The organism is Pseudoclavibacter sp. VKM Ac-2888 (genome assembly GCF_015351285.1).
Classification (GTDB): Bacteria; Actinomycetota; Actinomycetes; order Actinomycetales; family Microbacteriaceae; genus Pseudoclavibacter.
On the sequence record NZ_JADKSM010000001.1, the window covers coordinates 3,081,003 to 3,104,399 of the forward strand.

General features: G+C 68.6%; 21 protein-coding genes. 12 read left to right on the forward strand and 9 right to left on the reverse strand.

Annotated features, from left to right (window positions below; translation table 11 throughout):
* Positions 1-7: 7 nt before the first annotated feature.
* Together araB and ITJ61_RS14540 are read right to left on the reverse strand one after the other, a co-directional pair.
* Positions 8-1,741 (reverse strand): ribulokinase, encoded by a 1,734-nt coding sequence (gene araB, locus ITJ61_RS14535; RefSeq protein ID WP_194686769.1) that lies wholly within the window; start codon positions 1,739-1,741, stop codon positions 8-10.
* Between the two features lie 125 nt (positions 1,742-1,866).
* Positions 1,867-2,886 (reverse strand): LacI family DNA-binding transcriptional regulator, encoded by a 1,020-nt coding sequence (locus ITJ61_RS14540; protein WP_228496680.1) that lies wholly within the window; start codon positions 2,884-2,886, stop codon positions 1,867-1,869.
* Positions 2,887-3,061: 175 nt separating this feature from the next.
* Between ITJ61_RS14540 and ITJ61_RS14545 the strand changes: the two genes are divergently transcribed.
* From ITJ61_RS14545 to ITJ61_RS14580, 8 genes are all read left to right on the forward strand, one after another.
* Positions 3,062-4,051, forward strand: coding sequence for an ABC transporter substrate-binding protein (locus ITJ61_RS14545; RefSeq protein ID WP_308471441.1), 990 nt, complete (start codon positions 3,062-3,064; stop codon positions 4,049-4,051).
* Between the two features lie 128 nt (positions 4,052-4,179).
* On the forward strand, positions 4,180-5,742 hold the full coding sequence (locus ITJ61_RS14550; protein WP_374953247.1) for a sugar ABC transporter ATP-binding protein: 1,563 nt from the start codon (positions 4,180-4,182) through the stop codon (positions 5,740-5,742).
* Complete coding sequence (locus ITJ61_RS14555; RefSeq protein ID WP_194686539.1) at positions 5,739-6,875, forward strand: ABC transporter permease; 1,137 nt, start codon at positions 5,739-5,741, stop codon at positions 6,873-6,875. The genes ITJ61_RS14550 and ITJ61_RS14555 overlap by 4 nt, the downstream gene beginning before the upstream one ends.
* Positions 6,872-7,897 (forward strand): ABC transporter permease, encoded by a 1,026-nt coding sequence (locus ITJ61_RS14560; RefSeq protein ID WP_194686540.1) that lies wholly within the window; start codon positions 6,872-6,874, stop codon positions 7,895-7,897. Before ITJ61_RS14555 ends, ITJ61_RS14560 begins: the two co-directional genes overlap by 4 nt.
* 51 nt (positions 7,898-7,948) lie before the next feature.
* Entirely contained in the window at positions 7,949-9,220 is a 1,272-nt protein-coding gene (locus tag ITJ61_RS14565; protein ID WP_194686541.1) for a M23 family metallopeptidase, read from the forward strand.
* 207 nt (positions 9,221-9,427) lie between these two features.
* Positions 9,428-10,708: a type III polyketide synthase gene (locus ITJ61_RS20380; RefSeq protein WP_194686542.1), complete on the forward strand. Its 1,281-nt coding sequence runs from the start codon at positions 9,428-9,430 to the stop codon at positions 10,706-10,708.
* Positions 10,705-11,469 carry a class I SAM-dependent methyltransferase gene (locus tag ITJ61_RS14575; RefSeq protein WP_323744373.1) on the forward strand — a complete coding sequence of 255 codons (765 nt, stop codon included), beginning with the start codon at positions 10,705-10,707 and terminating at the stop codon, positions 11,467-11,469. The genes ITJ61_RS20380 and ITJ61_RS14575 overlap by 4 nt, the downstream gene beginning before the upstream one ends.
* Positions 11,466-11,819, forward strand: a complete 354-nt coding sequence (locus tag ITJ61_RS14580) for a hypothetical protein (protein ID WP_194686543.1) — start codon at positions 11,466-11,468, stop codon at positions 11,817-11,819. The genes ITJ61_RS14575 and ITJ61_RS14580 overlap by 4 nt, the downstream gene beginning before the upstream one ends.
* A gap of 239 nt (positions 11,820-12,058) precedes the next feature.
* Here ITJ61_RS14580 and ITJ61_RS14585 read toward each other — a convergent pair whose 3' ends face one another.
* Positions 12,059-12,928, reverse strand: a complete 870-nt coding sequence (locus ITJ61_RS14585; RefSeq protein ID WP_194686544.1) for a ThuA domain-containing protein — start codon at positions 12,926-12,928, stop codon at positions 12,059-12,061.
* A gap of 168 nt (positions 12,929-13,096) precedes the next feature.
* Between ITJ61_RS14585 and ITJ61_RS14590 the strand changes: the two genes are divergently transcribed.
* Positions 13,097-13,903 (forward strand): nitroreductase family protein, encoded by an 807-nt coding sequence (locus tag ITJ61_RS14590; RefSeq protein WP_194686545.1) that lies wholly within the window; start codon positions 13,097-13,099, stop codon positions 13,901-13,903.
* A gap of 104 nt (positions 13,904-14,007) precedes the next feature.
* Here the strand turns inward: ITJ61_RS14590 and hutH are convergent, their stop codons facing one another.
* Positions 14,008-15,618 carry a histidine ammonia-lyase gene (hutH, locus tag ITJ61_RS14595; RefSeq protein WP_194686546.1) on the reverse strand — a complete coding sequence of 537 codons (1,611 nt, stop codon included), beginning with the start codon at positions 15,616-15,618 and terminating at the stop codon, positions 14,008-14,010.
* Positions 15,619-16,009: 391 nt separating this feature from the next.
* On the opposite strand from hutH, the gene ITJ61_RS14600 reads away from it, so the two are divergent.
* The gene (locus ITJ61_RS14600) at positions 16,010-16,792 is read left to right on the forward strand and encodes an IclR family transcriptional regulator (RefSeq protein WP_323744374.1); all 783 of its coding nucleotides are present in this window, start codon (positions 16,010-16,012) and stop codon (positions 16,790-16,792) included.
* 15 nt (positions 16,793-16,807) lie between these two features.
* Here the strand turns inward: ITJ61_RS14600 and ITJ61_RS14605 are convergent, their stop codons facing one another.
* Positions 16,808-17,050, reverse strand: a complete 243-nt coding sequence (locus ITJ61_RS14605; RefSeq protein WP_104239930.1) for a hypothetical protein — start codon at positions 17,048-17,050, stop codon at positions 16,808-16,810.
* A gap of 141 nt (positions 17,051-17,191) precedes the next feature.
* Between ITJ61_RS14605 and ITJ61_RS14610 the strand changes: the two genes are divergently transcribed.
* Positions 17,192-17,926 (forward strand): SDR family NAD(P)-dependent oxidoreductase, encoded by a 735-nt coding sequence (locus tag ITJ61_RS14610; protein ID WP_194686547.1) that lies wholly within the window; start codon positions 17,192-17,194, stop codon positions 17,924-17,926.
* Between the two features lie 193 nt (positions 17,927-18,119).
* On the opposite strand, the gene ITJ61_RS14615 is transcribed toward ITJ61_RS14610, so the two are convergent.
* The gene (locus ITJ61_RS14615; RefSeq protein ID WP_104239928.1) at positions 18,120-19,142 is read right to left on the reverse strand and encodes a VOC family protein; all 1,023 of its coding nucleotides are present in this window, start codon (positions 19,140-19,142) and stop codon (positions 18,120-18,122) included.
* A 174-nt stretch (positions 19,143-19,316) separates the two neighbouring features.
* On the opposite strand from ITJ61_RS14615, the gene ITJ61_RS14620 reads away from it, so the two are divergent.
* Positions 19,317-20,066, forward strand: coding sequence for an IclR family transcriptional regulator (locus ITJ61_RS14620; RefSeq protein ID WP_194686548.1), 750 nt, complete (start codon positions 19,317-19,319; stop codon positions 20,064-20,066).
* A 76-nt stretch (positions 20,067-20,142) separates the two neighbouring features.
* Here the strand turns inward: ITJ61_RS14620 and ITJ61_RS19920 are convergent, their stop codons facing one another.
* From ITJ61_RS19920 to ITJ61_RS14635, 3 genes are read right to left on the reverse strand one after another with little or no spacing between them, the layout of a single operon-like run.
* The gene (locus ITJ61_RS19920) at positions 20,143-20,880 is read right to left on the reverse strand and encodes a cupin domain-containing protein (protein ID WP_228496681.1); all 738 of its coding nucleotides are present in this window, start codon (positions 20,878-20,880) and stop codon (positions 20,143-20,145) included.
* Positions 20,877-22,250, reverse strand: coding sequence for an NAD-dependent succinate-semialdehyde dehydrogenase (locus tag ITJ61_RS14630; protein WP_104239926.1), 1,374 nt, complete (start codon positions 22,248-22,250; stop codon positions 20,877-20,879). The genes ITJ61_RS19920 and ITJ61_RS14630 overlap by 4 nt, the downstream gene beginning before the upstream one ends.
* 29 nt (positions 22,251-22,279) lie before the next feature.
* On the reverse strand, positions 22,280-23,374 hold the full coding sequence (locus ITJ61_RS14635; RefSeq protein ID WP_323744375.1) for an Ldh family oxidoreductase: 1,095 nt from the start codon (positions 23,372-23,374) through the stop codon (positions 22,280-22,282).
* Positions 23,375-23,397 lie beyond the last annotated feature (23 nt).

Consider the following 23,397-nt stretch of genomic DNA (forward strand, 5'->3'; position numbering starts at 1 on the left):
TGGATGCTCACGCGTTGACCTCCTCGCGGGTTGCCGGGGCCGGGGCAGCGGATGCGCTGGCGAGCGCCTCGCGGCGGCGTCGCTTGAGGCGCTTCATGACCTGGTTCGCGCCCCGCCCGAAGTGGTCGTGGAGCTCGTCGTACTCGGCGTAGAGCTCGTCGTACGCGGCGACCGCCTCGGGATTCGGCACGTACTTGGCTTGGGTCACGCGCCCCATGGCGGCGGCCGCGGCGCGCGCATCCGGGTACGCGCCTGCGGCGATCGCCGCGTGGATGGCGGAGCCGAGCGCCGGCCCCTGCGCGCTGTCGATCGTGGAGATCGGCAGGCCGAGGATGTCGCTGTAGGTCTGCATGAGGAACGCGTTCTTGAGCAGTCCGCCGGCTGCTATGAACTCCGTCACGGGAACCCCGGAGGCGTTGAACGTCTCGACGATCTTGCGCGTGCCGAAGGCCGTCGACTCGAGCAGCGCACGGTAGACGTCCTCCGCCTTCGTCGCGAGCGTCGCGCCGACGAGCAGGCCGGAGAGCTCGTGGTCGACGAGCACGGAGCGGTTGCCGCTGTGCCAGTCGAGCGCGATGAGGCCGTGCGCGCCGACGGGCTGCGCTGCCGCGAGGTTGGTGAGGTGCTCGTGCACGGAGATGCCGAGTTCGGCCGCGGCGCGCTCGTAGCGGGCGGGCACCTGGTTCTCGACGTACCAGGCGAAGATGTCGCCGACGCCAGACTGGCCGGCCTCGTAGCCGTAGAGGCCCGCGACGATGCCGCCGTCCACGACCCCGCACATCCCCGGCACCTCGGCGAGGGTGCCGGAGCTCATGACGTGGCAGGTGGAGGTGCCCATGATGGCGACCATCTGGCCCGGCTCGGTCGCGGCCGCAGCAGGGGCGGTGACGTGCGCGTCGACGTTGCCGACCGCGACCGCGATGCCCTCTGGTAGGCCCGTCCACGCCGCGGCTTCCGCCGAGAGCGTGCCGGCCGCATCGCCGAGCTGGCCGATCTCGTGGGCCAGCTTGGCCTCGGCGAAGTCGGCGAACTCGGGGTTGAGGGCGGCGAGGAACTCGCGGCTGGGGTACTCGCCGTCCTGCAGGATGCCCTTGTAGCCGGCGGTGCAGGCGTTGCGGATGTACGTGCCCGTGAGCTGCCAGACGATCCAGTCGGCCGCTTCCACCCAGTGGTCCATGGCGGCGTACACCTCGGGGTCCTCCTCGAGGAGCTGGAGGCCCTTCGCGAACTCCCATTCGCTCGAGATGAGGCCGCCGTACCGGGGCAGCCACTTCTCACCTCTCAGCTCGGCGAGGTCGTTGATGCGGTCGGCGTGCGGCTGCGCTGCATGGTGCTTCCAGAGCTTCACGTAGGCGTGGGGCCGCGTCTCGAAGCCGGCGACCTCGTTGAGCGGGGTGCCGTCGGCGAGCGTCGGCACCATGGTGCAGGCCGTGAAGTCGGTGCCGATGCCGATGACATCCGCCGCGTCGATGCCAGCATCTGCGATGGCAGCTGGCACGGCGACCTTGAGGACGTCGACGTAGTCGCTCGGCACCTGCAGCGCCCACTCGGGCGGGAGCTGCTCACCCGTCGCCGGGAGCCGCTCGTCGACCACGGCGTTCGGGTACGCCAGCTCGCCGACGCCGAGCTCGGCGCCGTCACGCACCCGGACGACGACCGCCCGGCCGGAGAGGGTGCCGTAGTCGACGCCGATGACGTAGCGATCCGCGGTGTCTGCCCTCGTGCGATCGGCGTCCTGCATGCGCGATTCCGAGTTCGTCGAATGACTCATCCTGGCGGTCTCCTTTGGCTCGACCGGATGTAATGTGATCGATCACACCATGCAGACGCCGTGAGCGCAAGCCCAGAGTTGTGGACGCGGTCCGGCTAGCTCTCGAGGGTCATCCGACGAGTCGACGCGCGGCTGATCAGCTTCGGCAGCACGTTCGGGATGCCCTCGTCGCCGTCGAGGAGTCGCGCGACGCACTGGGCCCCCGCGGCGGCGAAATGCTGCCGGACGGTCGTCAGCGGGGGCCAGAAGTGCGCGGCCTCCGGGATGTCGTCGAAGCCCACGACACTCAGGTCGTCCGGCACGGAGACGCCGGCATCGTGCGCCGCGTGGAGCACGCCGAGGGCGGTCTGGTCGTTCGCGCAGAACACGGCTGTCGCGTTCGACTCGAAGATCTGGGCCGCGGCCAGATAGCCAGCGCCGGGGGACCAGTCCCTGGCGTCGATGTGTCGCGCGTCCAGGCCCCGCGACTCCATCTCGAGACGGAAGCCCCGGAGGCGGGAGGTGGCGTCGATCCAATCGCTGGGGCCTGCGAGGTGCACCACGTTGATGTGCCCCAGGTCGAGCAGGTGGGCCGTCGCCACGCGGGCGCCCTCGAGCTGATCCTGAGCAAGGTCGGCCCCTCCCTCGGTGGCCCATGCCTGCAGCGTCACGAACGGGATGCCCGACTTCATGCTGCTCAGCGCCTCGAGGAGGGGGGTCTGCGGAGCGACCGCGACGATGCCCTCGACGTTGAGGCTCGCCAGGTTCCCGAGGGCCTGCTCGATCGATGCGACATCGAAGCCGTCCGTCTGTTCGACGATCGTCGTGTAGCCCCGTGCGCGCGCGGCTTCCGTGATGGCGATGATGCTCGACGACGGGCCGTACTCGCCGTTCGCGGTCGAGAGGACCCCCAGTGTTCGGCTCCGCTTCGAGGAGAGTGCCCTCGCGGCGAGGTTCGGGCGGTAGTCGAGCTCGCCCATCGCATCCAGCACCTTCTGCCGAGTGGCCGGGCGGACGCTCGAATGGTCGTTGAGGACCCTCGAGACGGTCTGGTGGGAAACCCCGGCGGCACGCGCGACGTCGAATACGCTTGCGGCCCGCTTGGGCTTCATCGCATCCACAGGTCCGTTCGTCATTCCGCAATTATGCCCACAGCCAGCGAGTGGCGGTGCCCGAATAACGATTGAGATTGGCGGTTGCGCTCCCCGGATGTGATCGATAACATTTCGGCAGATGCGAGGAAGCATCCCACGGCGCAGCATCACGACGGCCCAGGCACGAGTGAACTGCTCTCAACGAGGAGAGACAAGCGTGAACAAGTCAACGATCAAGACCATCGCCGGGATCGCGATGGCAGGAGCACTCACTCTGAGCATGGCGGCCTGCTCCGGAGGTTCAGGAGACACGGCCGCAGGCAGCGACGGAGAGCTCATCACCGTCGGCTTCGTCGCCGTCGGACCAGAAGGCGGCTGGCGCACCGCGAACGAGCAGAACATCCAGGACTCGTTCTCCACCGAGAACGGCTTCGAGCTCAAGTACGCACCCGCGACCAACGGGGACCAGAACTCGCAGATCACCGCATTCACCTCGTTCATCGACGAGGGCGTCGACGCCATCCTGCTCTCCGCCACGGAAGCCACCGGCTGGGAGAGCGTCCTCGAACGAGCCCAGGAGGCCGAGATCCCCGTCATCCTCCTGGACCGCGGCATCGAGCCGAACGACGAAGCCCTCTACACGAGCCACATCGCCCCTGACAACGTGGGGATCAGCTCAGCCGCAGCCGAGTGGGCGAACGGGCAGTTCGCAGACGGAGGCAACTACGTCGTCCTCGAAGGTCCCCCCGGACTCTCCGTCGTCAACGACCGCAACAAGGGCTGGGACGAGAGCATCGACTCGAAGCTGACGAAGCTCGAGAGCCAGTCGGCGAACTGGTCGACCGAAGAGGCCAAGAGCGTCTTCGAGACGATCCTCAAGTCGAACAGCAACGACGTGCAGCTCGTCTTCGCACAGAACGACGAGATGGGACTCGGCGCAGCCCTCGCCGTCGAGGAAGCCGGACTCAAGCCGGGCACCGACGTGAAGATCATCACGATCGACGGCACCAAGGCCGCCCTCGAAGCGCTCGCAGCTGGCCGCCTGTCCTTCGTCGCCGAATACAACCCGCTGTTCGGTGACGTCGCCGTCGACGTCGTGAAGTCCGCGGTCGCCGGCGAGAGCGTCGAGAAGAACATCGTCGTCGAGAGCGTGACCTTCGACTCGCCGGAGGCCGCGACCACCGCCCTCCCCGACCGCAAGTACTGACAGCGCTCGTGCCCCGGTGCGCCGCCGCTCTCTCGGCGGCGCACCGGGCGCACCCACCCCACACACTCGACGCCGGCCCACCGGCAGAACGCTAGGCGATCATGGCAGCGAACCAGCCAATCGTTGAGATGAGCGGCATCTCAATCGAGTTCCCCGGAGTGAAAGCACTCCAAGACGTGAACTTCCGGCTCTTCCCCGGCGAAGTGCACACCCTCATGGGCGAGAACGGCGCGGGGAAGTCCACCCTCATCAAGGCACTCACCGGCGTCTACAAGATCGATGCAGGCGCCATCCTGATCGGCGGCGAGGAGCGGCAGCTCAGGGGCACGGCAGACGCCCAAGCCGCTGGCATCTCCACGGTCTATCAAGAGGTGAACCTCTGCGACAACCTCTCCATCGGGGAGAACGTGATGCTCGGGCACGAAGTGCGTGGGCCCCTCGGAATCAACTGGCGCAAGACGAACGCGGCAGCGCGCGACGCACTCGCGGCACTCGGGCTCGACCACCTCGACCCGAAGCGCTCCCTCTCGAGCATCTCGCTCGCGATGCAGCAGCTCGTCGCGATCAGCCGAGCGATGGTCATCAGATCGAAGGTCCTCATCCTCGACGAGCCGACGTCGAGCCTCGACGCGCAGGAAGTGGATGGGCTCTTCGCCGTCATCCGCCAGCTTCGCGAGCAGGGGGTCGCGATCCTGTTCGTCTCCCACTTCCTCGACCAGGTGTACGCGATCAGCGACCGGCTGACCGTGCTCCGCAACGGCCAGTTCGTCGGCGAGTACGCCACCGCCGAGCTCAGCAGAAGCGATCTCATCTCGAAGATGATCGGCAAGGAGTTCTCGACCCTCGAGTCGCTGGGCGCCAACCGACGGGTCGACGCTCGCGACGGCGACGACGTCCCCCTCTACCGCGCTCAGGGCATCGGCCGAAAAGGCTCCATCGATCCCGTCGACATCGAGGTCCACCGCGGAGAGGTCGTCGGTCTCGCCGGACTGCTCGGATCGGGGCGCACCGAGCTCGGGCGCCTGATCTACGGGGCAGACAAGCCAGACGCCGGAACGGCACACCTGAACGGAGCGCCTGTCGAGGTGCATTCGCCCGCCGCCGCGCTCGGCAAGCACATCGCCTTCTCGACCGAGAACCGTCGAGACGAGGGCATCGTGGGCGACCTCACCGTTCGCGAGAACCTGATCCTCGCCGTCCAGGCCAGACGAGGCTGGGCCCGCCCCCTGTCCAGAAGAGAGCAGAACGAGCTCTGCGCCAAGTACCTGACCGAGCTCAACGTCCGCCCCGCCGACCCGGAGCGCGCCATCCGCAACCTCTCCGGAGGCAACCAGCAGAAGGTGCTCCTCGGGCGCTGGCTCGCCACGAAGCCCGAGCTGCTCATCCTGGACGAGCCGACCCGCGGCATCGACGTGGGAGCCAAGGCCGAGATCCAGGAGACCATCGCGCAGCTCGCCGAAGACGGCATGTCGGTCATCTTCATCTCGTCGGAGCTCGACGAGGTGGTCAGGCTCAGCGAGCGGATCGTCGTCCTCAAGGACCACAGGAAGATCGCGGAGATCGCCAACGGCCCCGACGTCACCGCGGACCTCATCGTCCAGACCATCGCCGCCGACGGAGTCGACGCGCAGCTGCCGGACACCCCGTCCACCCCACCCGCATCCACTGACGTCGAGGGAGCCCACGCATGAGCCAGACCACGGCCCCGCTCGGCACACCGACCACCGATGGCCCCGCCGAACCGCCCCAACGCCGACGAGACACCGAACACCCGGTGCGCGGCGCGCTGCGGCAGCCCTACATCTGGGCGGTCGTCGCACTCGTGCTGCTCATCATCATCAACCTGCTCAAGGACCCGGGCTACCTGGGCATCTCGGTCAACCAGGCGACCGGTGACCTCAACGGCAACATCATCGACATCCTCCGCGCAAGCGCACCCGTCATGATGATCGCCGTCGGCATGACCCTCGTGATCGCCACGCGCGGCATCGACCTGTCCGTCGGCTCCGTCATGGCCGTGGCGGGTGCCGTCTCGATGGAATTCATGGCGTCCGCGCAGAACTCCTTCGGCTCTGCACTGACCGCCATCGGCCTTGCGCTGCTCATCAGCGCGCTCCTCGGCACCGTCAACGGACTCCTCGTCTCCGTGGTCGGCCTGCAGCCCTTCATCACCACGCTCATCATGATGCTCGCCGGTCGCGGGCTCGCGAAGGTCATCACCGCCGGCCAGAACACGTCGGCGAGCAACGACTCGTTCCGCTGGATCGCCAACGGCACGATCGGCGGGTTCCCCGTGATCTTCCTGCTGGCCGTCGGCATCGTCGTCCTCGTCGCGCTGCTCGTGCGACGCACCGCGCTCGGCCTCATGATCGAGTCCATCGGCATCAACCCCAAGGCCTCCCGCATGGCGGGCATCCGCCCCATCGGGCTGCTCTTCTTCGTCTACATCTCGAGCGCGATCCTCGCTGGCGTCGCGGGCATCCTCAGCACCGCCACCGTCATGACGGTCGAAGTCGCCAAGACAGGATCGGCGTCGGAGATGGATGCGATCCTCGCCGTCGTCATCGGCGGCACGTCGCTCGCCGGGGGCAAGTTCTCGCTCACGGGCAGCGTCATCGGCGCCCTGCTCATCGCGACGCTGGACAAGACCGTCGTGTTCCTCTCCATCCCATCCTCAGCCACGCCCGCGTTCAAGGCGATCGTGATCGTCCTCGTCTGCCTCCTGCAGTCGCAGCGCGTCCGCGACTTCTTCAAACGGCGACGAGCCAAGACCCCCACCGGACCCGCGAGTTCCGCACCAGCCCAGAAGGCGGTTGCCGCATGACCACCATCGTCGAACAGACCAGCGAGGTCACCAGGCTCGCGAAGTTCAAGCCGAACCTCGACTCCCTCCCGACGCTCGCCGCAGTGGTCATCTTCGTCGGGATGCTCGCATACGGGGAACTCGCGTACGGCGGGATCCTGCAGTCCAGCACCCTCTCCAACCTCCTCATCAACAACGCCTACCTGATCGTCCTCGCCATCGGACTGACCTTCGTCATCCTGACGGGCGGCATCGACCTCTCCGTCGGCGCGGTCATCGCCGTCAGCAGCCTGATCGGGGTCATGCTCTCCAGCGCAGGTCTCCCCGCGATCCTCGTGATCGTGCTGATGATCGGCGTCGGCTCGCTCTTCGGCCTCGCCTCCGGAATCCTCATCCACTCCTTCCGAGTGCAGCCGTTCATCGCGACCCTCGCGATGATGTTCCTCGCCCGCGGGCTCGCCTCGATGCTCAGCACCGAGCCCCAGCGACTCGCGGACGACTCGCCCATCCGCGGCCTCTCCACCGAGATCAAGATCATCGACGGACCGAAGATCAACGACCTCGTCGTCACCCCCGCCGTCGTCATCGCGGTTCTCCTCGTCGGTGTCGCCTTCTTCATCCTGCACCGCACCCGCTTCGGGCGGACCGTCTACGCCATGGGAGGCTCGGAGCAGTCCGCGCTGCTCATGGGACTCCCCGTCGCTCGAACGAAGATCATGATCTACGTCATCAGCGGCACCCTCGCGGGCATCGCGGCAGTGCTCTACACCTCGAAGCTCGGGATCGCGCAGAACATCACGGGCGTCGGATGGGAACTCGACGCGATCGCGGCGGTCATCATCGGCGGCACGCTGCTGACCGGCGGCGGTGGGTTCGTGCTCGGCTCAGTGGTCGGCGCACTCGTGCTGGGTCTCATGAACGTCCTCATCACCCGCGACGGCAGCATCCCTCCCGAGGCGACGACGATCATCACCGGCGGCATCCTGCTCGTGTTCGTGCTGCTGCAGCGGGCCGTCACCTCCCGGAAGCGACGAACGCAATAGCGGCGGGCGCTGTGCCTGGCGAGCCTCCCTGCGCGAGCCTAAACTCAGCCCATGACCGGCATCACCGCACGGGGAGCGCGCGTCTGCGCGGCGGTCCTCGCGGCGGCTGCGCTCGCGTCGCTGAGCGCCTGCTCGGCGAGCCCGGCCCTCACGATCGGGGCGGATGCGCCTCCCGCGGTCACCGAGACCCCATCGGCCGCCGCACCTCCGGCGGCGAGCGGCGAGCAGTTCACGCCCGTCGTCGTCTCCGCCCTCGCTGCGCCCATCCCCGTGCTCGGAACGGACGAGCGCATCCACCTCGCCTACGAGCTGCAGCTCACCAACGGGTCGCCCTCCAAGGTGAAGATCCAGGCAGTCGAGGCGAGCAGCGGCGGAACGGTGCTGCAGGAGCTCGAGGGCGACGACCTCAACGACGTGATGCGCGTCGCCGGTGCCACCGATGGTGGAGGGCTCGAGCTCGGGCCTGGGCAGAACGCGACGGTGTGGATGGACGCGACCGTCGCATCCGGCACCGACGTGCCCGACCTCATCGACCACACCGTCACCGTCGAGATGCCCAAGGCGCAACCGCCGCTGTACGAGAAGACCATCGCCGAGACCACGCAGGCCGTCGCCGTCGACAGACGCGAGGTCGCCGTCATCGGCCCGCCCCTCACCGGCAGCGGATGGCTCGACGCCAACGGCTGCTGCGGCCTCACCGCCCACCGCGGCGCCGTCAGCCCCATCAACGGCGCCTACTGGGCGCCGGAACGCTGGGCCATCGACTACGTCAAGCTCACCCCCACCATGCGGCTCTACGAAGACTCTCGCGACAACGCGCGCAGCTACCCCGGCTTCGGCGAGAACGTCATCGCCGTCGCCGACGGCCCCATCGTCGCCATCACGAGCGACCGTGCCGAGCAGGAAGCAGGCACAGCCCCCGGCCCGACCCTCACCCTCGACGAATACGGCGGCAACTACGTCGTGCAGGACATCGGCGGCGGCAACTACGCGTTCTACGCCCACCTCAAGACCGGCAACCCCTTCGAGCTCCGGGTCGGTCAGCAGCTCGCCCGCGGCGACCGCCTCGGGCTGCTCGGCAACAGCGGGAACAGCGACGCCCCGCACCTCCACTTCCATGTCATGGACTCCCCGAACCCCCTCGCCTCCAACGGACTGCCGTTCGTCTTCGACACGTTCACGCTCGACGGCCAGGTCACCTCGCAGGCCGCGCTCGACGCCGGCGAACAGGGCAAGGCCTACAAGGTCGACAAGGCGAACGCCGGAGAGCGCACCAACCAGGTGCCGCTCACCGGCGACCTCATGACCTACCCCGCCGCGTAGCTCCGCCCCTCCCGCCCTCCGCTCCGCCCCTCCCGCCGCCCCATCCGCCCCGCCCTCCCGCCACCGGGATCGCTGCCCGGCGTTTCGCCCTCCGGAGCCTCGCGTCGAGGGGGCTTTGTCGGGCCGTGATGGGCTCCGATTCGCCCGGACCTCTGCGAGGGCGGCGACTCGCGGGGGCTCTCAGGATGCGGGGCGTACGGTCGTGCCGTGAGCGTGCACATCCGCAGCATCGGCACTGCCGTCCCCCCGACCGAGCTGCCCCAGACGAAGGCCCGTGACCTCTTCGCTGCCCAGCCCGGCATCAACCGCCTCGGCGCGCGCCTCATCGGCGCGGCGTTCGACGGCTCCGCGATCGAGACGAGGCACACGGTCGTGGATGCGCTCGCCGGCGGCACCGACTCGGCGCTCGTCGCCGAAGGCCTGGTGCTGGACGCCTCCACCGGCGCCCGCAATGCGGTCTACGCCGAGCGCGTGCCCGAGCTGCTGCTCGGCGCCGCCCGTGCCGCGCTCGAGGGCAGCGGCCTCGAGACCGGCGACATCACGCACGTCGTCACCGTCTCCTGCACGGGCTTCTACGCGCCCGGCCCCGACTACGAGCTCGTGCGCGGCCTCGGCCTGTCGCCCCGCGTGCAGCGCTTCCACCTCGGTTTCATGGGCTGCTACGGCGCCTTCCCGGCGCTACGTGCAGCGGATGCCTTCGCCAGGGCCGACCCGAACGCGGTCGTGCTCATCGTGTGCGTCGAGCTGTGCACCATCCACTTGACGAGCTCGAACGACCCGGAGCAGATCGTCGCCACCTCGGTCTTCGCCGACGGGGCCGCGGCAGCCCTCGTGACGGCACGCCCCGCCCCGGCCGGCACGCGCATCCTGACCATCGACGCCCTCGCGAGCACCATCACCGACGAGGGCGAGTCGGAGATGGCGTGGACCATCGGCGACAGCGGGTTCCGGATGCGCCTCTCGGGGTACGTGCCGAGCATCATCGGGGCGTCGATCGAAGACGTCGTCGCTCCTCTGCTCGCGCCCACCGTGCCCGCCGAGACGCCGCTGTGGGCGATCCACCCAGGTGGGCGGAGCATCCTCGACAAGGTCGAGCAGGCCCTCAGCCTCACCGAGGAGCAGCTCGCGCCGTCGCGAGGCGTGCTGCGCGACCACGGCAACATGTCGAGCGCGACGGTGCTGTTCATCCTCGAACGGTTACTCGGCGGGAATGCCAGCGGCTCGAGGCGCGGCATCAGCGGCGGCGAGTCGAGCATCGACGGCCAGGGCGTTGATGGCCCCGACTCCGGTGCCCCGGCGGTCGGCGCCCCGACCGTTGGTGCCCCGACCGTTGGCGGCCCGAGTGTCGGCGGCCCAGGCGTCGGCGACCCGAGCGCCGGCGATCCGACTATCGAGAACGCCAGCGACCGCGGGCAGGCGCTCTGCGCGATGGCGTTCGGTCCCGGACTCACGGTCGAGGTCGGACGATTCACGCGGACGCGCGCGTGAGCGCACTCCGCGCGGTCGCCTCGGCGGCCGCCCTCCCGCGCGATACGACGTCGCTCGAGCTCATGGACGACCCCGATTGCGACCGCGATCGCCTCTTCGCGACGTACCGGCAGTTCCGCGCCGTCAACGCGCTGGTCGCGGGCTGGCGTCGCGTGTACCTCCGCGACGTGCGGCCCGTGCTCGATCGGACGCGCGCATCCAGACTGCTGGACATCGGCTTCGGGGGCGGCGACATCCCACTGGCACTCGCCCGGTGGGCCGCGCACGACGGGCTGCGCCTCGAGGTGACCGCCATTGACCCCGACGAGCGAGCGCACGAGTTCGTCGAGACGCGCGGCCTCACGGCGAGCGGCGTCGGCTTCCGGGCGGCCTCGAGCAGCGAGCTCGTCGCCGCGGGGGAGTCCTACGACATCGTCACGTCCAACCACCTCCTGCACCACCTCGACGCGGATGCGCTCACCGGCCTCCTCACCGACAGCGCGGCCCTCGCCCCGCTCACCCTGCACAGCGACATCGAGCGCGGACGCCTCGCGCTCGCCGCGTTCGGCGCCGCGACGAAGCCCCTCGACCGCGGGTCGTTCGTGCACTTCGACGGGACGCTCTCCATCCGTCGCAGCTACACGGCGACCGAGCTTCGAGCGGTCGCACCGCAGGGATGGACGGTGCGGCGCGAGTTCCCCTACCGCCTGCTGCTGACCCGAGACCAGACGCTCACGCCGCAGGGCTCGCCTCAGCCCGCCGGTGTACCGTCGGCGACGTGAACGTGCCCCCGCTGCTGGTCGCCGCGACGACCAGCTACGCCGCGAACTGCGCCCTCGGCGTGAGCGTCGCGACGGGCGTCGTGCGCACCGGCCGCTGGCATTGGATCCACCACGCCCTCTACATCTGCACGTCGGCGCTCACGCTCGCCGCCGGCGTGACGCTGCTCACGAGCGGCGACGAGCACCACCGCCGCGCGGGCACGCTGCTGCTGCCGACCGCGCTCCCGCTCGCCGCGATCCCGTACGCAGGCACCCACTCCCGACGGCACCCCGCCATCGCGCTCGCGGCCGCACCCTTCTACGCGCTCGCGGTGCGAGCATCCGCTCGCCCGGCATCCGCCCGCCGCTGAGAAGCCCAGCCCTGCCGGGTTGCCGCCCGGTCCCACCGCTGCCGCGTTGCCGCCCTGCCCTGCCCGCCAGCGCCCCGACCGGTCAATCGCTGCCAGTCGAATTGCCTTCCAGGATGAGCGCTGGATGGGTATTCGACTGGCAGCGATCTTGCGGGCGCGGGCGCGGGCGCGGGCGCGGGTGACTGCGATGTAGGTGGGGCCGCCAGACCGCGCGGCGGCACATCTGGCGCCGAAGCGCCTCAGCCTTCGCCGTTGTAGTACGGCCACGGGTTGATGCGGCGGTCGCCGCGGCGGTCCGGTCCGGTGAGCGTCACCTCGCCGGTCGCTGCCCACTCGACGCCGCGCGGGAACATCCGGATGAACTCGATGCGGCGGAACGTGTCGATGTCGTGCCCGATCGTGATCGTGAACGAGCGGCCAGTGCCGTACTCGTTGATCCAGGCGAGGGGCTGGTCGGTGTTGATTCCGGGCAGCGCGGCGATGCCCTCGGGCGGGATCGCGACGGGGTAGTGCGGCATGGGCCACATGGGCGCCTTCTCGTAGGACTCGAGGTCGTCGAAGGTCGTGAGGAGCACCTGCGCGCCCTCGTACATTTCGACGCCGACGAGGATGTCGTCGCCCGTGACCGTCCAGGTGTCGTTGATGCCGTCGGTGATGGCGTGGCGGGGTTCGGTCGTGCGCAGCTGCGCCTCACCCCAGGGGCGGGGACGGATGCCCGTTGGCACGCTGAGCTTCGAGCCGCGCATCGCGTTGTACTCCTCCGGGTACCCCCAGTCGTCTTCCTGCACGGCAGAGCCGTGGAACCAGACGATGCCCTTGCCGTCGTCGTGCACGAACTTCAGGATCGCCGCGTCCGTCTCCGGACCGAATCCGGTGCCCTGGTCGTGGTAGCCGTCGCGACCTTCGAAGACGATGAGCAGCACGTCGTACTTGTCGATGATCTCGGAGGTGAGACCGCGAGGGTCCTCGGTGACGCGCACCTTGAACCGACCCGTGTCTTCGAGGAGCGTCGTCAGCCACTGGTTGTGCTGGCGGAAGCTGCGGAACTCGTTGTCATGCTCGGACGTCATGTGTCCCGAGAGGATGAGCACGTTGAGGGGCTTGGTCACTGGTTCTCCTTTGAGCCGGGTGGTCAGTCCAGGCTTCCACCCTTCTGTCGAAATCGCACATAAGGAGTTCGGATCACCGGCATCAGGCTGAGGGGCTGGACTTTCGGCCCCCGAGGTCCACCCGCAGGCTCGGGCATACGTTTCAGGCGGATGCGCCAGACTCAGCGCATGGAATTCCTCGACGTCCTGCGGCGCCGCAAGACCACCAACGGCCCGTTCCTCCCAGACCCCGTCAGCGAGGAGCATCAGCGCCTCCTCATGGAGGTCGCCGGCCGTGCCCCATCGCAGCTCAACAGCCAGCCGTGGCGGTTCGTGGTCGTCGAGGCGCGCGAGACGATCGAGGAGATCGCCAGCATCAGCGGCGAGAGCATGACGACGGCAATGAGCAACGGCACGTTCTTCGAGCGGTACAAGCCGTACTTCCGCTTCAGCAAGCAGGAGATGGAGGAGCGGCGAGACGGGATGCTGTTCGACAAGCTCCCCGCGCCCCTCCGGCCCTTCACGAGCCAGGTGTTCACGAAGCGCGGGCAGTTCCTCATGAACTCGCTGCGCGTCCCCAACACGCTCGGCGAGGAGAACCGCAAGCTCGTCGCCGGCTCACCGCTGCTGCTCGGCGTGATGCTCGACCGCGCCGAGTATCGGCCGGGGGAGCTGTCCTCGTTCTACTCGGTGTTCAGCATGGGGGCGGCCATGGAGAACATCTGGCTCACCACGGGTGAGATCGGGATGGGCATCCAGTTCGTGTCGTTCCCCATGGAGGTGCCGGGGCAGTGGGACAAGATCGTCGACCTCCTCAAGGTGCCGGACGAGTTCGAGCTCATGGCCGTGTACCGCCTCGGCTACCTCCCCAAGGAGCAGCGCCGCCCCGCCATCGACTGGTCGTCGCACCAGCGCAAGCTGCCCTCGCAGTACGTGTTCCGCGACACCTGCGAGACCCCGCAGCGAGGCTGGGACGAGGCCGAGCCGACGACGTAGCCTTTGCGCCGACTCTCGGGATGGAAAAGTCACTTCGTGCTGGAGAACTTCCCCGAACGAAGTGACTTTTCCATCCCGAGAATTTGGATGAGCGGATGAGCGGGTCAGGCGGCGGTGGAGTTCGCGAGGGCTGTCCGCGCCACCTCTCCCGCGAGCACGAGCTCGGCGACGGCTTCCATCTCGGGGCTCAGGAAACGGTCGGGACCGGCCCCCTCGGAGACGGCGGAGACGAGGCTCAGGACGGCGCCGGTGGCCCGGCCTGGCTCGAGCGGAGCGCGGAGCTGGAGCGCGCGGGATCCTGTGAGCACCTCGATGGCGAGCACCCGCCCGAGCCCGTCGACGGCGCGGCGCAGCTTGCGCGCTGCAGCCCAGCCCATCGAGACGTGGTCCTCCTGCATGGCCGATGACGGGATCGAGTCGACGGACGCGGGCACCGCGAGCCGCTTGAGCTCCGAGACGATGCCCGCGGCCGCGTACTGCGCGATCATCAGACCCGAGTCGACGCCGACCTCGTGCGCGAGGAACGGCGGGAGCCCACGGTTGCGGGACGGGTCGAGGGCGCGGTCGGTGCGGCGCTCGGAGATGCTGGCTACGTCGGCGACCGCGATGGCCAGGAAGTCGAGGACGTAGGCCACGGGTGCCCCGTGGAAGTTCCCGTTCGACGCGACCCGACCATCCAGCGTCACGACCGGGTTGTCGACGGCCGATGCGAGCTCCCGCTCGGCGATCATCGCCGCGTGCGCCAGCGTGTCGCGGGCGGCCCCGTGCACCTGGGGCGAGCAGCGCAGCGAGTAGGCGTCCTGCACGCGGCCGTCCTCGGGCCCGCGGTGGCTGGCGACGATGGGGGATCCGGCGAGGAATCGGCGCAGGTTCGCGGCGGACTCGCCCTGGCCATGCTGCGGGCGCAGCGCCTGCAGGTCGGCGGCGAAGACGGCATCGGTCGCGAACTGGCTCTCCACCGACATCGCGGCGGCCAGGTCGGCCGTCGTGAGCAGCATCCGGATGTCGTGGATCGCGAGCAGCAGCATCCCGAGCATCCCGTCTGTGCCGTTGATGAGCGCGAGGCCCTCCTTCTCGCGCAGGACAAGCGGCTCGATGCCGGCGGCCACGAGTGCCGCACCCGCATCCACTTCGGTGCCGCTCGCGTCGCGGACGGTGCCCTCGCCGGTCGCGGCGAGGGCCAGGTGCGAGAGCGGGGCGAGGTCACCCGAGCAGCCGAGCGAGCCGTACTCGCGCACGATCGGGGTGATGCCCGCGTTGAGCATGGCGGCATACGTCTCGACGACCACGGGCCGCACGCCGGTTCGCCCCGTCGCGAGGGTCTGCAGGCGCAGCAGCTGCAGCGCTCTGACCACCTCACGTTCAACCTCCGGCCCGGTACCAGCCGCGTGCGAGCGGACGAGGCTCGCCTGCAGTTGCACGCGCCGCTCGGGTGCGATGAACTTCGTCGCGAGCGCGCCGAAGCCCGTCGAGATGCCGTAGTGCGGGTTCGGGTCGTCGGCGAGGCGTTCGATGAGGTCGCGGGTGCGCGCCACCTCGGCGAGCGCGGCCGGTGCGACGTCGACGCGCGCGCCGTGCCTCGCGACAGCGACGACTTCCGAGGGCTCAAGCGGGCGAAGGCCGAGAGTGACGGGCGCGAGCGGCGCTGCCTGTCCCGAGCCGGGCCCGGCGGAGCTGGACGAGGGGTGGCCGGCGGCGGATGCGGGTGTGCTCATGACCTCGATTTCACCCCACCCGTTGCGCATCGTCAGCGCCGGGAGGAGACTTGGTGTCTGTGATCCCAGACAGAATGCCCGCGCTGGCGGGCCAGCTCGCGCGTGCGCTGCCGACGGTCGACCCGGTGTCCAACATTCGTGAGATAACCGCCACTCGGGACCCCGTAGCGCGGGTCGGGCCGCTTTCATCACTGATGTTGGTCACGCGCGCCCGGGAGCCGGACCCGGCGGACGCGGCGGGCCCAGCGGAGTCGCCTGCGCGCCTGTCCAACTTGAGTGCAATATCTGCCGTCCGGGGGCTCTTGGCGCGTCCCGGGCAGTTTTTCGCACTGATGTTGGTCACGCACGCGGCCAGGTCGAGGTCGCTCGAGGGCATTGCCGAGATGAGCCCGTGACGGCAGCCGGCGGCAAGGCTGCCGGTCGCGCCCAGGTGCCGGCGGCCGACCAGACGCTCGCGATCCTCAGCTTCCTGAGTCGCCAGCGGGGGCCGGTAGCGGCGAGCACGATCGCGACGCAGCTCGGCATCCCGCGCTCGAGCGTCTACCACCTGCTGACGACGCTGCTCGAGCACCGCTTCGTCGTGCATCTGCGCGGCGAGCGTCGCTGGGGTCTCGGCACGGCCGCGTTCGAGTTGGCTGGCGGATACGCGCGGCAGGAGCCGCTCGCGCGGGTCGGCCATCAGGTGGTCGCCGACCTCGTCGACCAGGTGGGGGAGAGCGCGCACCTCGCGGTGATGAGCGGCCGGGATGTGCTCTACATCGTCGACGAGCGCGCACCACGTCGGCCGGTTCTGGTCGCCGACGTGGGGGTGCGTCTGCCGGCGCACCTCACCGCGTCCGGTCGTGCGATGCTCGCGGCCCTGCCGCAGAAGCAGGTGCGTGCGCTGTTCCCGGATGCGTCCTCATTCGCGGATCGCACGGGTCGCGGCCCGAGGACTCCGCGCGAGCTGCGGGCGGTGCTCGACGGGGTCCGCAACGGGTCGCTGGCGTCGGAGAACGGCGAGGTGTCGGTGGGGATGCGCTCGGTGGGGATGCCAGTGCTCGACCACACGGGGTGGCCGGCGGCTGCGATCGCGGTCACCTGGTCGGAGGATCGCCCTCAGGATGAGCCGCGCCTGCGGCTGCTCCTCGAGAGGTCCGCTGCCGAGATCACCCGCCGCATCTTCGGCGGGTAGCCCGGCCGCGGGGACTCAGGTGAGGTGCGGCGGGTTGCTCGTGTCCGGCTCGTAGTCCTTGGTCCCGAGCGGGTGCCGTCGGCGCTGTCGCGCGCTCTTGATGATCGTGATCAGGCCGTAGCCGCCGGCGAATCCGCCGACCCAGGTGAGGGCGTGCAGGTAGGCGGGTCCGCCCATGAGGTCTGCGATGACGGCGATCACGCCGAGCGCGAGTCCCGCGATGAGGTATCCGAGGGCGAGAACTTCTTGTCGTGTCATGTGCGTCTCTTCAGGCCAGGGAAGCGAATGGGGGGTCACGGCGACCGGGTCGACCGCGTCAGTTTCCAGTGAATATACCTCCTGCGCCGGGCCCCGACGGAGTATGAGCGCGCTGAGCGGTCGGGGTGTGAGGATGGGGCGATGACACGCATCCTCATCACCGGTTCCACCGACGGCCTCGGATACGCGACTGCGGAGTCGCTCCTCGATCAGGGGCACGAGGTCATCGTGCACGCGCGGAGCGCGGCTCGGGCGGAGGCCGTGTCGGCGCTCATCGACCGCGGCGCGGACCTGGTGATCGCCGACCTCGCCGACCGCGGGGCAGTGCTCGACGCGATGGACGAACTCAACGATGGGCGGGCCATCGACGCGGTCATCCACAACGCCGGTGTGCTGACGGGGCCGAGCCTGCTGCCTGTCAACGTTGTCGCGCCGTATCTCTGCACGGCTCTCCTGACGACTCCGAGCCGGCATGTCTACCTCAGCAGCAGCATGCACCGAGACGGCAAGGCACAGCTCGCGGGGCTCGACTGGTCGGGCGGTTCCGTTACGGCGAGCTATTCCGATACGAAGCTGCTCGTCGCGGCCTTCTCGGCGGGCGTCGCCGAGCTGTGGGCTCCGCGAGTGCTCGCCAACTCCGTCGACCCGGGCTGGGTGGCGACGAAGATGGGCGGGTCAGGGGCGCCAGATGACTTCGATCTCGGCCATGAGACGCAGGAGCGTCTGGCGGTCGACCCGAGCCTGCAGGTCACGGGCGGCTACTGGCACCACGGCGCCGAGCAGCAGCCGGCGGTCGGTGTGCGTGACGCGGACTTCCGGGCGCGCCTCATCGCGGAGCTGGCCGAGGCCACCGGGGTCGCCCTGCCGAAGCGCTGACGCGCACCCGCAGATTCGATCCGGAGCTGACGCGCACGCACAGATGAGATCGCGCGCAGACGCGGGCCCGCGCATCGGGAACCAGGAAAGGAGGAACCTGGTGGATGCGGGGCCCGCGCGGATCGTGCGAGTGCGGTGCTCAGCTCGCCGGTGGAGCAGCCGACGAGCTGGGCACTGCCCGGAGCGGAGTGACCTAGCCGCGGCCCTGCACTGCGTACGGGTTGAGGATGGCCTCTTCGGTTCCGGGGAGGATGCCCTCCTCGGTCGCGGTGGGGCGTCCGGCGTCCGGCGGGAACGACTCGGTCATCGAGATCGGCATGGCGCCGTTGCGGTAGAGGTTGTTGGAGCCGGTGGAGGGCTTCCAGTCGTTGGGCTCCCAGTCGGGCACGTAGTTGCGGTAGCCGCCCGTGTTGACCTCGATGCGCATGCCGCTGGGGTCGCGGAGGTAGAGGAAGCTCTGCTCGCCGATGCCGTGGATGGAGGGGCCGTACTCGATGGGGATGTTGTTCTCCATGAGCACGTCGGCGCCCTGGAGGAGCTCCTCGCGGGTGTCGACCCAGTACGCGTAGTGGTTGATGCGGCCGGGGCGCGACGAGCTGTCGAGGACGACGCCGAGGTCGTGCGACTTCTCGTTGGTGGTGAGGACGGAGAAGACCGTGACGGGGTGGTCGTCGAGCACCGTGTAGGCCATGATGCGGAAGCCGAGGACCTCGTTGTACCACTTCGCGAAGCCGCGAACGTCGGAGGCGGCGACGGTGACGTGGTCGAGCTGGCGGGGGCCGACGGCGTGCTTCGAGCGCTTCTCGGGGCGGTCGGGGAAGACGGAGGCGTGCTCGGCGTCTGCCTGGTACTTCTCGACGTCCCAGTAGAGCTCCATCGTGTGACCGTACGGCCCGGTGAAGGTGTACGACTTGCCGTGGCCGACGCTGCGGTCTGCCCATTCGCCGTGCACGCCGGCGGCTTCGATGCGCTTGGCCGCCTCGTCGAGTGCCTCGGCGCTGGAGGTGCGCCAGCCCATGACGTTGAGGGCGGCCTCTGGGCCTTCGGCGATGACGAGGCTGTACGTGTAGTAGTCGCCCCACGAGCGGAGGTAGACCTTGCCGTCTTCGCGTGCGACGACGCGGAGGCCGAATTCGTTCTCGTAGAACGTGACCGAGGCTTCGACGTCTGGCGTCGCGATCTCGATGTGCGAGAGGTGGGAGAGCAGTTTGATCATCGTCGATCCTTTTCGTCTGGTGCGGTGCGTCTGTGGCGGTTCTCGGCCGCGGCTTGCATGTGCCGTCGCGGGCACAACACCACTTTCGTCCGGAACCCACATATCAGGGAAGCTGAAGTTCATGATGGCGAGCATCATCGATGTGGATGGTCCGCTCGCGGCTACCATTGCGGCATGTCCGGTGGCGGTGGTGATGAGCGCAGTGTGGCGCAGAAGCTGTTCGCGATCGTCGACGCGTTCGCGGCTCGTGAGGAGCTGACGCTCACGCAGGTCGCGGCGGCGGCGAACCTTCCGGTGTCGACGGCGCACCGCATGCTCGCGTCCTGGACCGAGTGGGGTGGGCTCGAGCGTACGGAGTCGGGCACCTACCGGGTCGGCATCAAGCTGTGGCGCCTCGGGGCGCGGCGGACGACGGTCGAGCGTTTGCGCGCCATCGCGCGGCCGTATCTCGAGGATCTCCTGGAGGCAACGGAGGAGAACGTGCACATCGCGGTGCGGGACGGCCTCGGCGCGGTCTACCTCGAGCGCATCTCGAGCCCGAACGCGGTGCGGGTCATCTCGGATGTCGGCACGCGGCTGCCCCTGCATGCGACGGGTGTCGGGCTGGTGCTGCTCGCGCATTCGCCCATCGAGGTCTTCGACGAGGTCGTCGCGTCGAAGCCGCGGCAGTACCTGCCGAACACGATCACCGAGGAGAAGGCACTTCGGCGCCGGCTCGCGGAGATCCGGGCGACGGGCCTCTCCAGGTCGGTCGAGGAGATGACGCCTGGTGCGTTCTCGATGGCCGCTCCGGTGGTGGATGCGCACGGCGAGGTCGTCGCGGCGGTGTCGATCATCGCGCACGTCGAGCGGCTCGCCGAGCCGCAGTTCGCGCTCGGGGTGCGGATGGCGTCGCGTGGGATCTCGGGTGCGCTCGGGCGTTAGGGACAGCCCCCGACGGGAGCTTTGTGGTGCACATGCTGAGGCACGACGGGGCGTGCACCACAAAGCAGACCGGGAGTCAGAACGCCGTCAAGACGTTCTTGAGATGCTCGACACGAGGCGGTTCGGCGAGGTGTTCGCCCACGAGGGCTCGCCATTCCTGGAATTCGGGAGACTCCCGGAAGATGACCATGTGGTGGTCGACGGACTCCCATCGCACGATGAGCCGGTACTCGGTGGCGTCCTCTGCGACAGACTCGAGCGCGAAGGTGCGCGCACCGGCAGTTCGCTGGAACAAGGGGGCTGCTCTTGCGACGGCGCGCTCGAACGCCGCCTGGTGTCCGTCATGGACTCTCAAGGTCGCGACTTCGGTGACCGAGTCGAGACCGGAGGGGCCAGCGCTGTCGGCCGATTCCCCGTCGATTCGCCCGTGCTCACCGCTGTCGATGAGCGTGCGTGTGGAATCGATCGATCCGTAGGTCCAGAGGATTCTCATGGGCTCGGTGGCCGAGATGTTCTCGAAGTGGTGGGGAATGTTCGCGGGCACGAAGGTGGTGTCAAAGGTGTTGAGCTCCGAGCGTTCACCGTCGATGTCGACGATGGCGCGGCCTTCGATGACCATGACGGATTCGGCGACGTTGTGGGTGTGGTGGCCGATCTGGGCGCCGGGGTCGAAGATCGTCATGCCGTTGAGGTAGGAAGTCGCGCCTCGGCCGTAGGTGACGAGGGGGATGGTGCGTGCACCACCGCCGCGATTCTTTGAGGGCAGCTCTTCCGGTCGAAAGACATGGGGCTGGTAGGAGCTGATGGGGCTCATTCGCTGACCGGTCCGATCCAGATCGTCTTGACGTTCACGAACTCGCGGATGCCGTATCCGGAGAGCTCGCGCCCGTAGCCGGATCGCTTGATGCCGCCGAAGGGCAGGCGCGGGTCGGAGGCGACCTGGCCGTTGATGAACACGGCTCCCGAGTCAACTCGTCGTGCGGTGGCTCGAGCAGCGTCGACGTCGCGAGAGAAGATCGTTGCCCCGAGCCCGTATTCACTGGAGTTTGCGAGCTCGACGGCCTCATCGATGTTGGCGACGCGAGTGACGGAAGCGACGGGGCCGAAGGTCTCTTCGTCGAACGCGGCGCTGCCCGGCTTGACGTGGTCGAGGATCGTTGGCGGGTAGAAGTAGCCAGGGCCGTCCGGGATCGCGCCTCCGATGAGCGCCGTTGCCCCGGACTCGAGCGTGCGCTCGACCTGCTCGTGCAGAGCGTCTCGGAGGTTGCCACGTGCCATGGGGCCGATCTGCGTTTCCTCGCGGCGAGGGTCTCCAACGACCAGAGCAGCAGCTTTCTCGGTGAAGAGTCTCACGAACTCGTCCGCGATGCTCTCGTCCACGAGGAAGCGCTTCGCGTTGACGCAGGACTGCCCGGTGGTGTTGAAGCGGGAGCTGACGGCAACAGTGGATGCGGCCTCGAGGTCTGCATCTGCTGCCACGATGAAGGGGTCGGAGCCGCCAAGCTCGAGGACCTGCTTCTTGAGGACGCTGCCCGCCTGCGCGGCGACGAGTGCGCCGACTTCGGTAGAGCCGGTGAGGGTGACCGCGGCGATGCGCTCGTCCTCGATGATGCCCTTGACCTCGGACGCGTTGATGATGAGCGTCGAGAAGAGTCCGGCTGGGGTGCCGGCCTCGTCCATGATCTTCTGGATGACGAGAGCACTGCCGGGGACGTTGTTGGCGTGCTTGAGGATCGCGCCGTTGCCAGCAGCGAGGGCGGGCGCTGCGAAGCGGAAGAACTGCCAGAACGGGTAGTTCCAGGGCATGATCGCCAGGACCACGCCGAGCGGATCGAACTCCACGCCGGAGGTTGTGGCGTTCGACTCGATCTCCTCGAATGCAAGGTACGACGCCGCGTGCTCGGCGTAGTAGTCGAGGGTCTTGGCGGACTTGAGGATCTCGCCGCGCGCCTCAGCGATGGGCTTTCCCATCTCATCGGTGATGAGTGCCGCGTATTCGTCGACACCGCTGCGAAGTGTCGCGGCGATGCGAGTGAGCAGCTGCGTGCGCTCTTCGAGGGGCGTCGTCCGCCAGGTCCGCTGCGCGGTGACCGCTGCGGTTAGAGCGCGGTCAACGTCCTCAGGGGTGTGCAGCGGGTAGTCGGCAATGTTCTGGCCGGTCGTCGGGTTGATAGCGGTAGGCATTGTTCTCTTCCGTTCTTCTTTGAAGTGAGTTAGCTGCGGTGGGGGAGCGCGATGCGCGCTTCGCTCGCGAGTTCCGCCAGGTCGTCCCAGGTGTTCGCGGGGAGGATGATGCCGCCAGCAGCGGCGTTCGCTGCTGCCGATTCGTCCTCGATCTCGCCGGGGTAGTAGATGCGTTCATGCCCCTGCGCGAGCGGGGTGTCGTGGACCTCGTCGATCATCTGCTGAACCCTGGATTGGAACTCGTCCGGGGAGCCCAGGGTTGCGACGTCGATGGCGAGGAAGAGGTGCCCAGCCCCGGAGGCCTTGTCCGCCTCGTACGGCCCGTGGACGCTCCGGCCAACTTTGCTCCCCGTGAGCGCGCCGGAAAGCACGTCCATCATGAAGCTGATGGCGTATCCCTTGTGGCCAGCCATAGGCAAGATCACGCCGTGTACGGCTTCGCCAGCGTCAGTGGTCGGAGCACCGTCCGGCGTGAGCGCCCAAGTGGAGGGAATCGGCTCTTCCCGCTGGCGGGCAAGGTAGATCTTCCCGCGCGCCACGGCGGTGTTCGCGATATCGAGCGAGATCACACCGTCGCCATTCGGCGCCGCGATCGACCATGGGTTGGTGCCCACACGCTTCTCGCGGCCACCCCACGGCGCCATCGCCGGGGACGCATTGGTGGTCAGGATGGAGACGCAACCGTCGTGCGCCGCGCGGCGGGTGAAGTACATGGCCGTCCCGAAGTGGTTCGAATTGCGAACGCCGACGGCGCCGATGCCATGCACACGAGCCCGAGTCACGGCCTCCTTGCGTGCACGCTCAGTCAGGACCTGTCCAACTCCATCGTGCCCATCGATCAGGAGGAGACTGCCCGTGTCCACGAGCGTCGTGGGGGTTGCGGAGGCCCGCATCGCTCCGGTTCTCAGGCGAGCCACGTACCAGGGAAGGCGCAGCAGCCCATGCGACTGATGCCCCCACATATCGGCCTGCACCAAGCTGTCCGCGACCAGATCAGCGTCGGCTTCCTTCAAGTGGTGGAACTGGAGCACACTCGACGCGAAAACACGCCACACCGCGGCTTCAACGCGAACTCCCTGGGGGCTTATCGTCTGCATTCTTCGACCTCTCGGAACCAGCACCATCGTTGGTGCATGAGTTAGGGTAC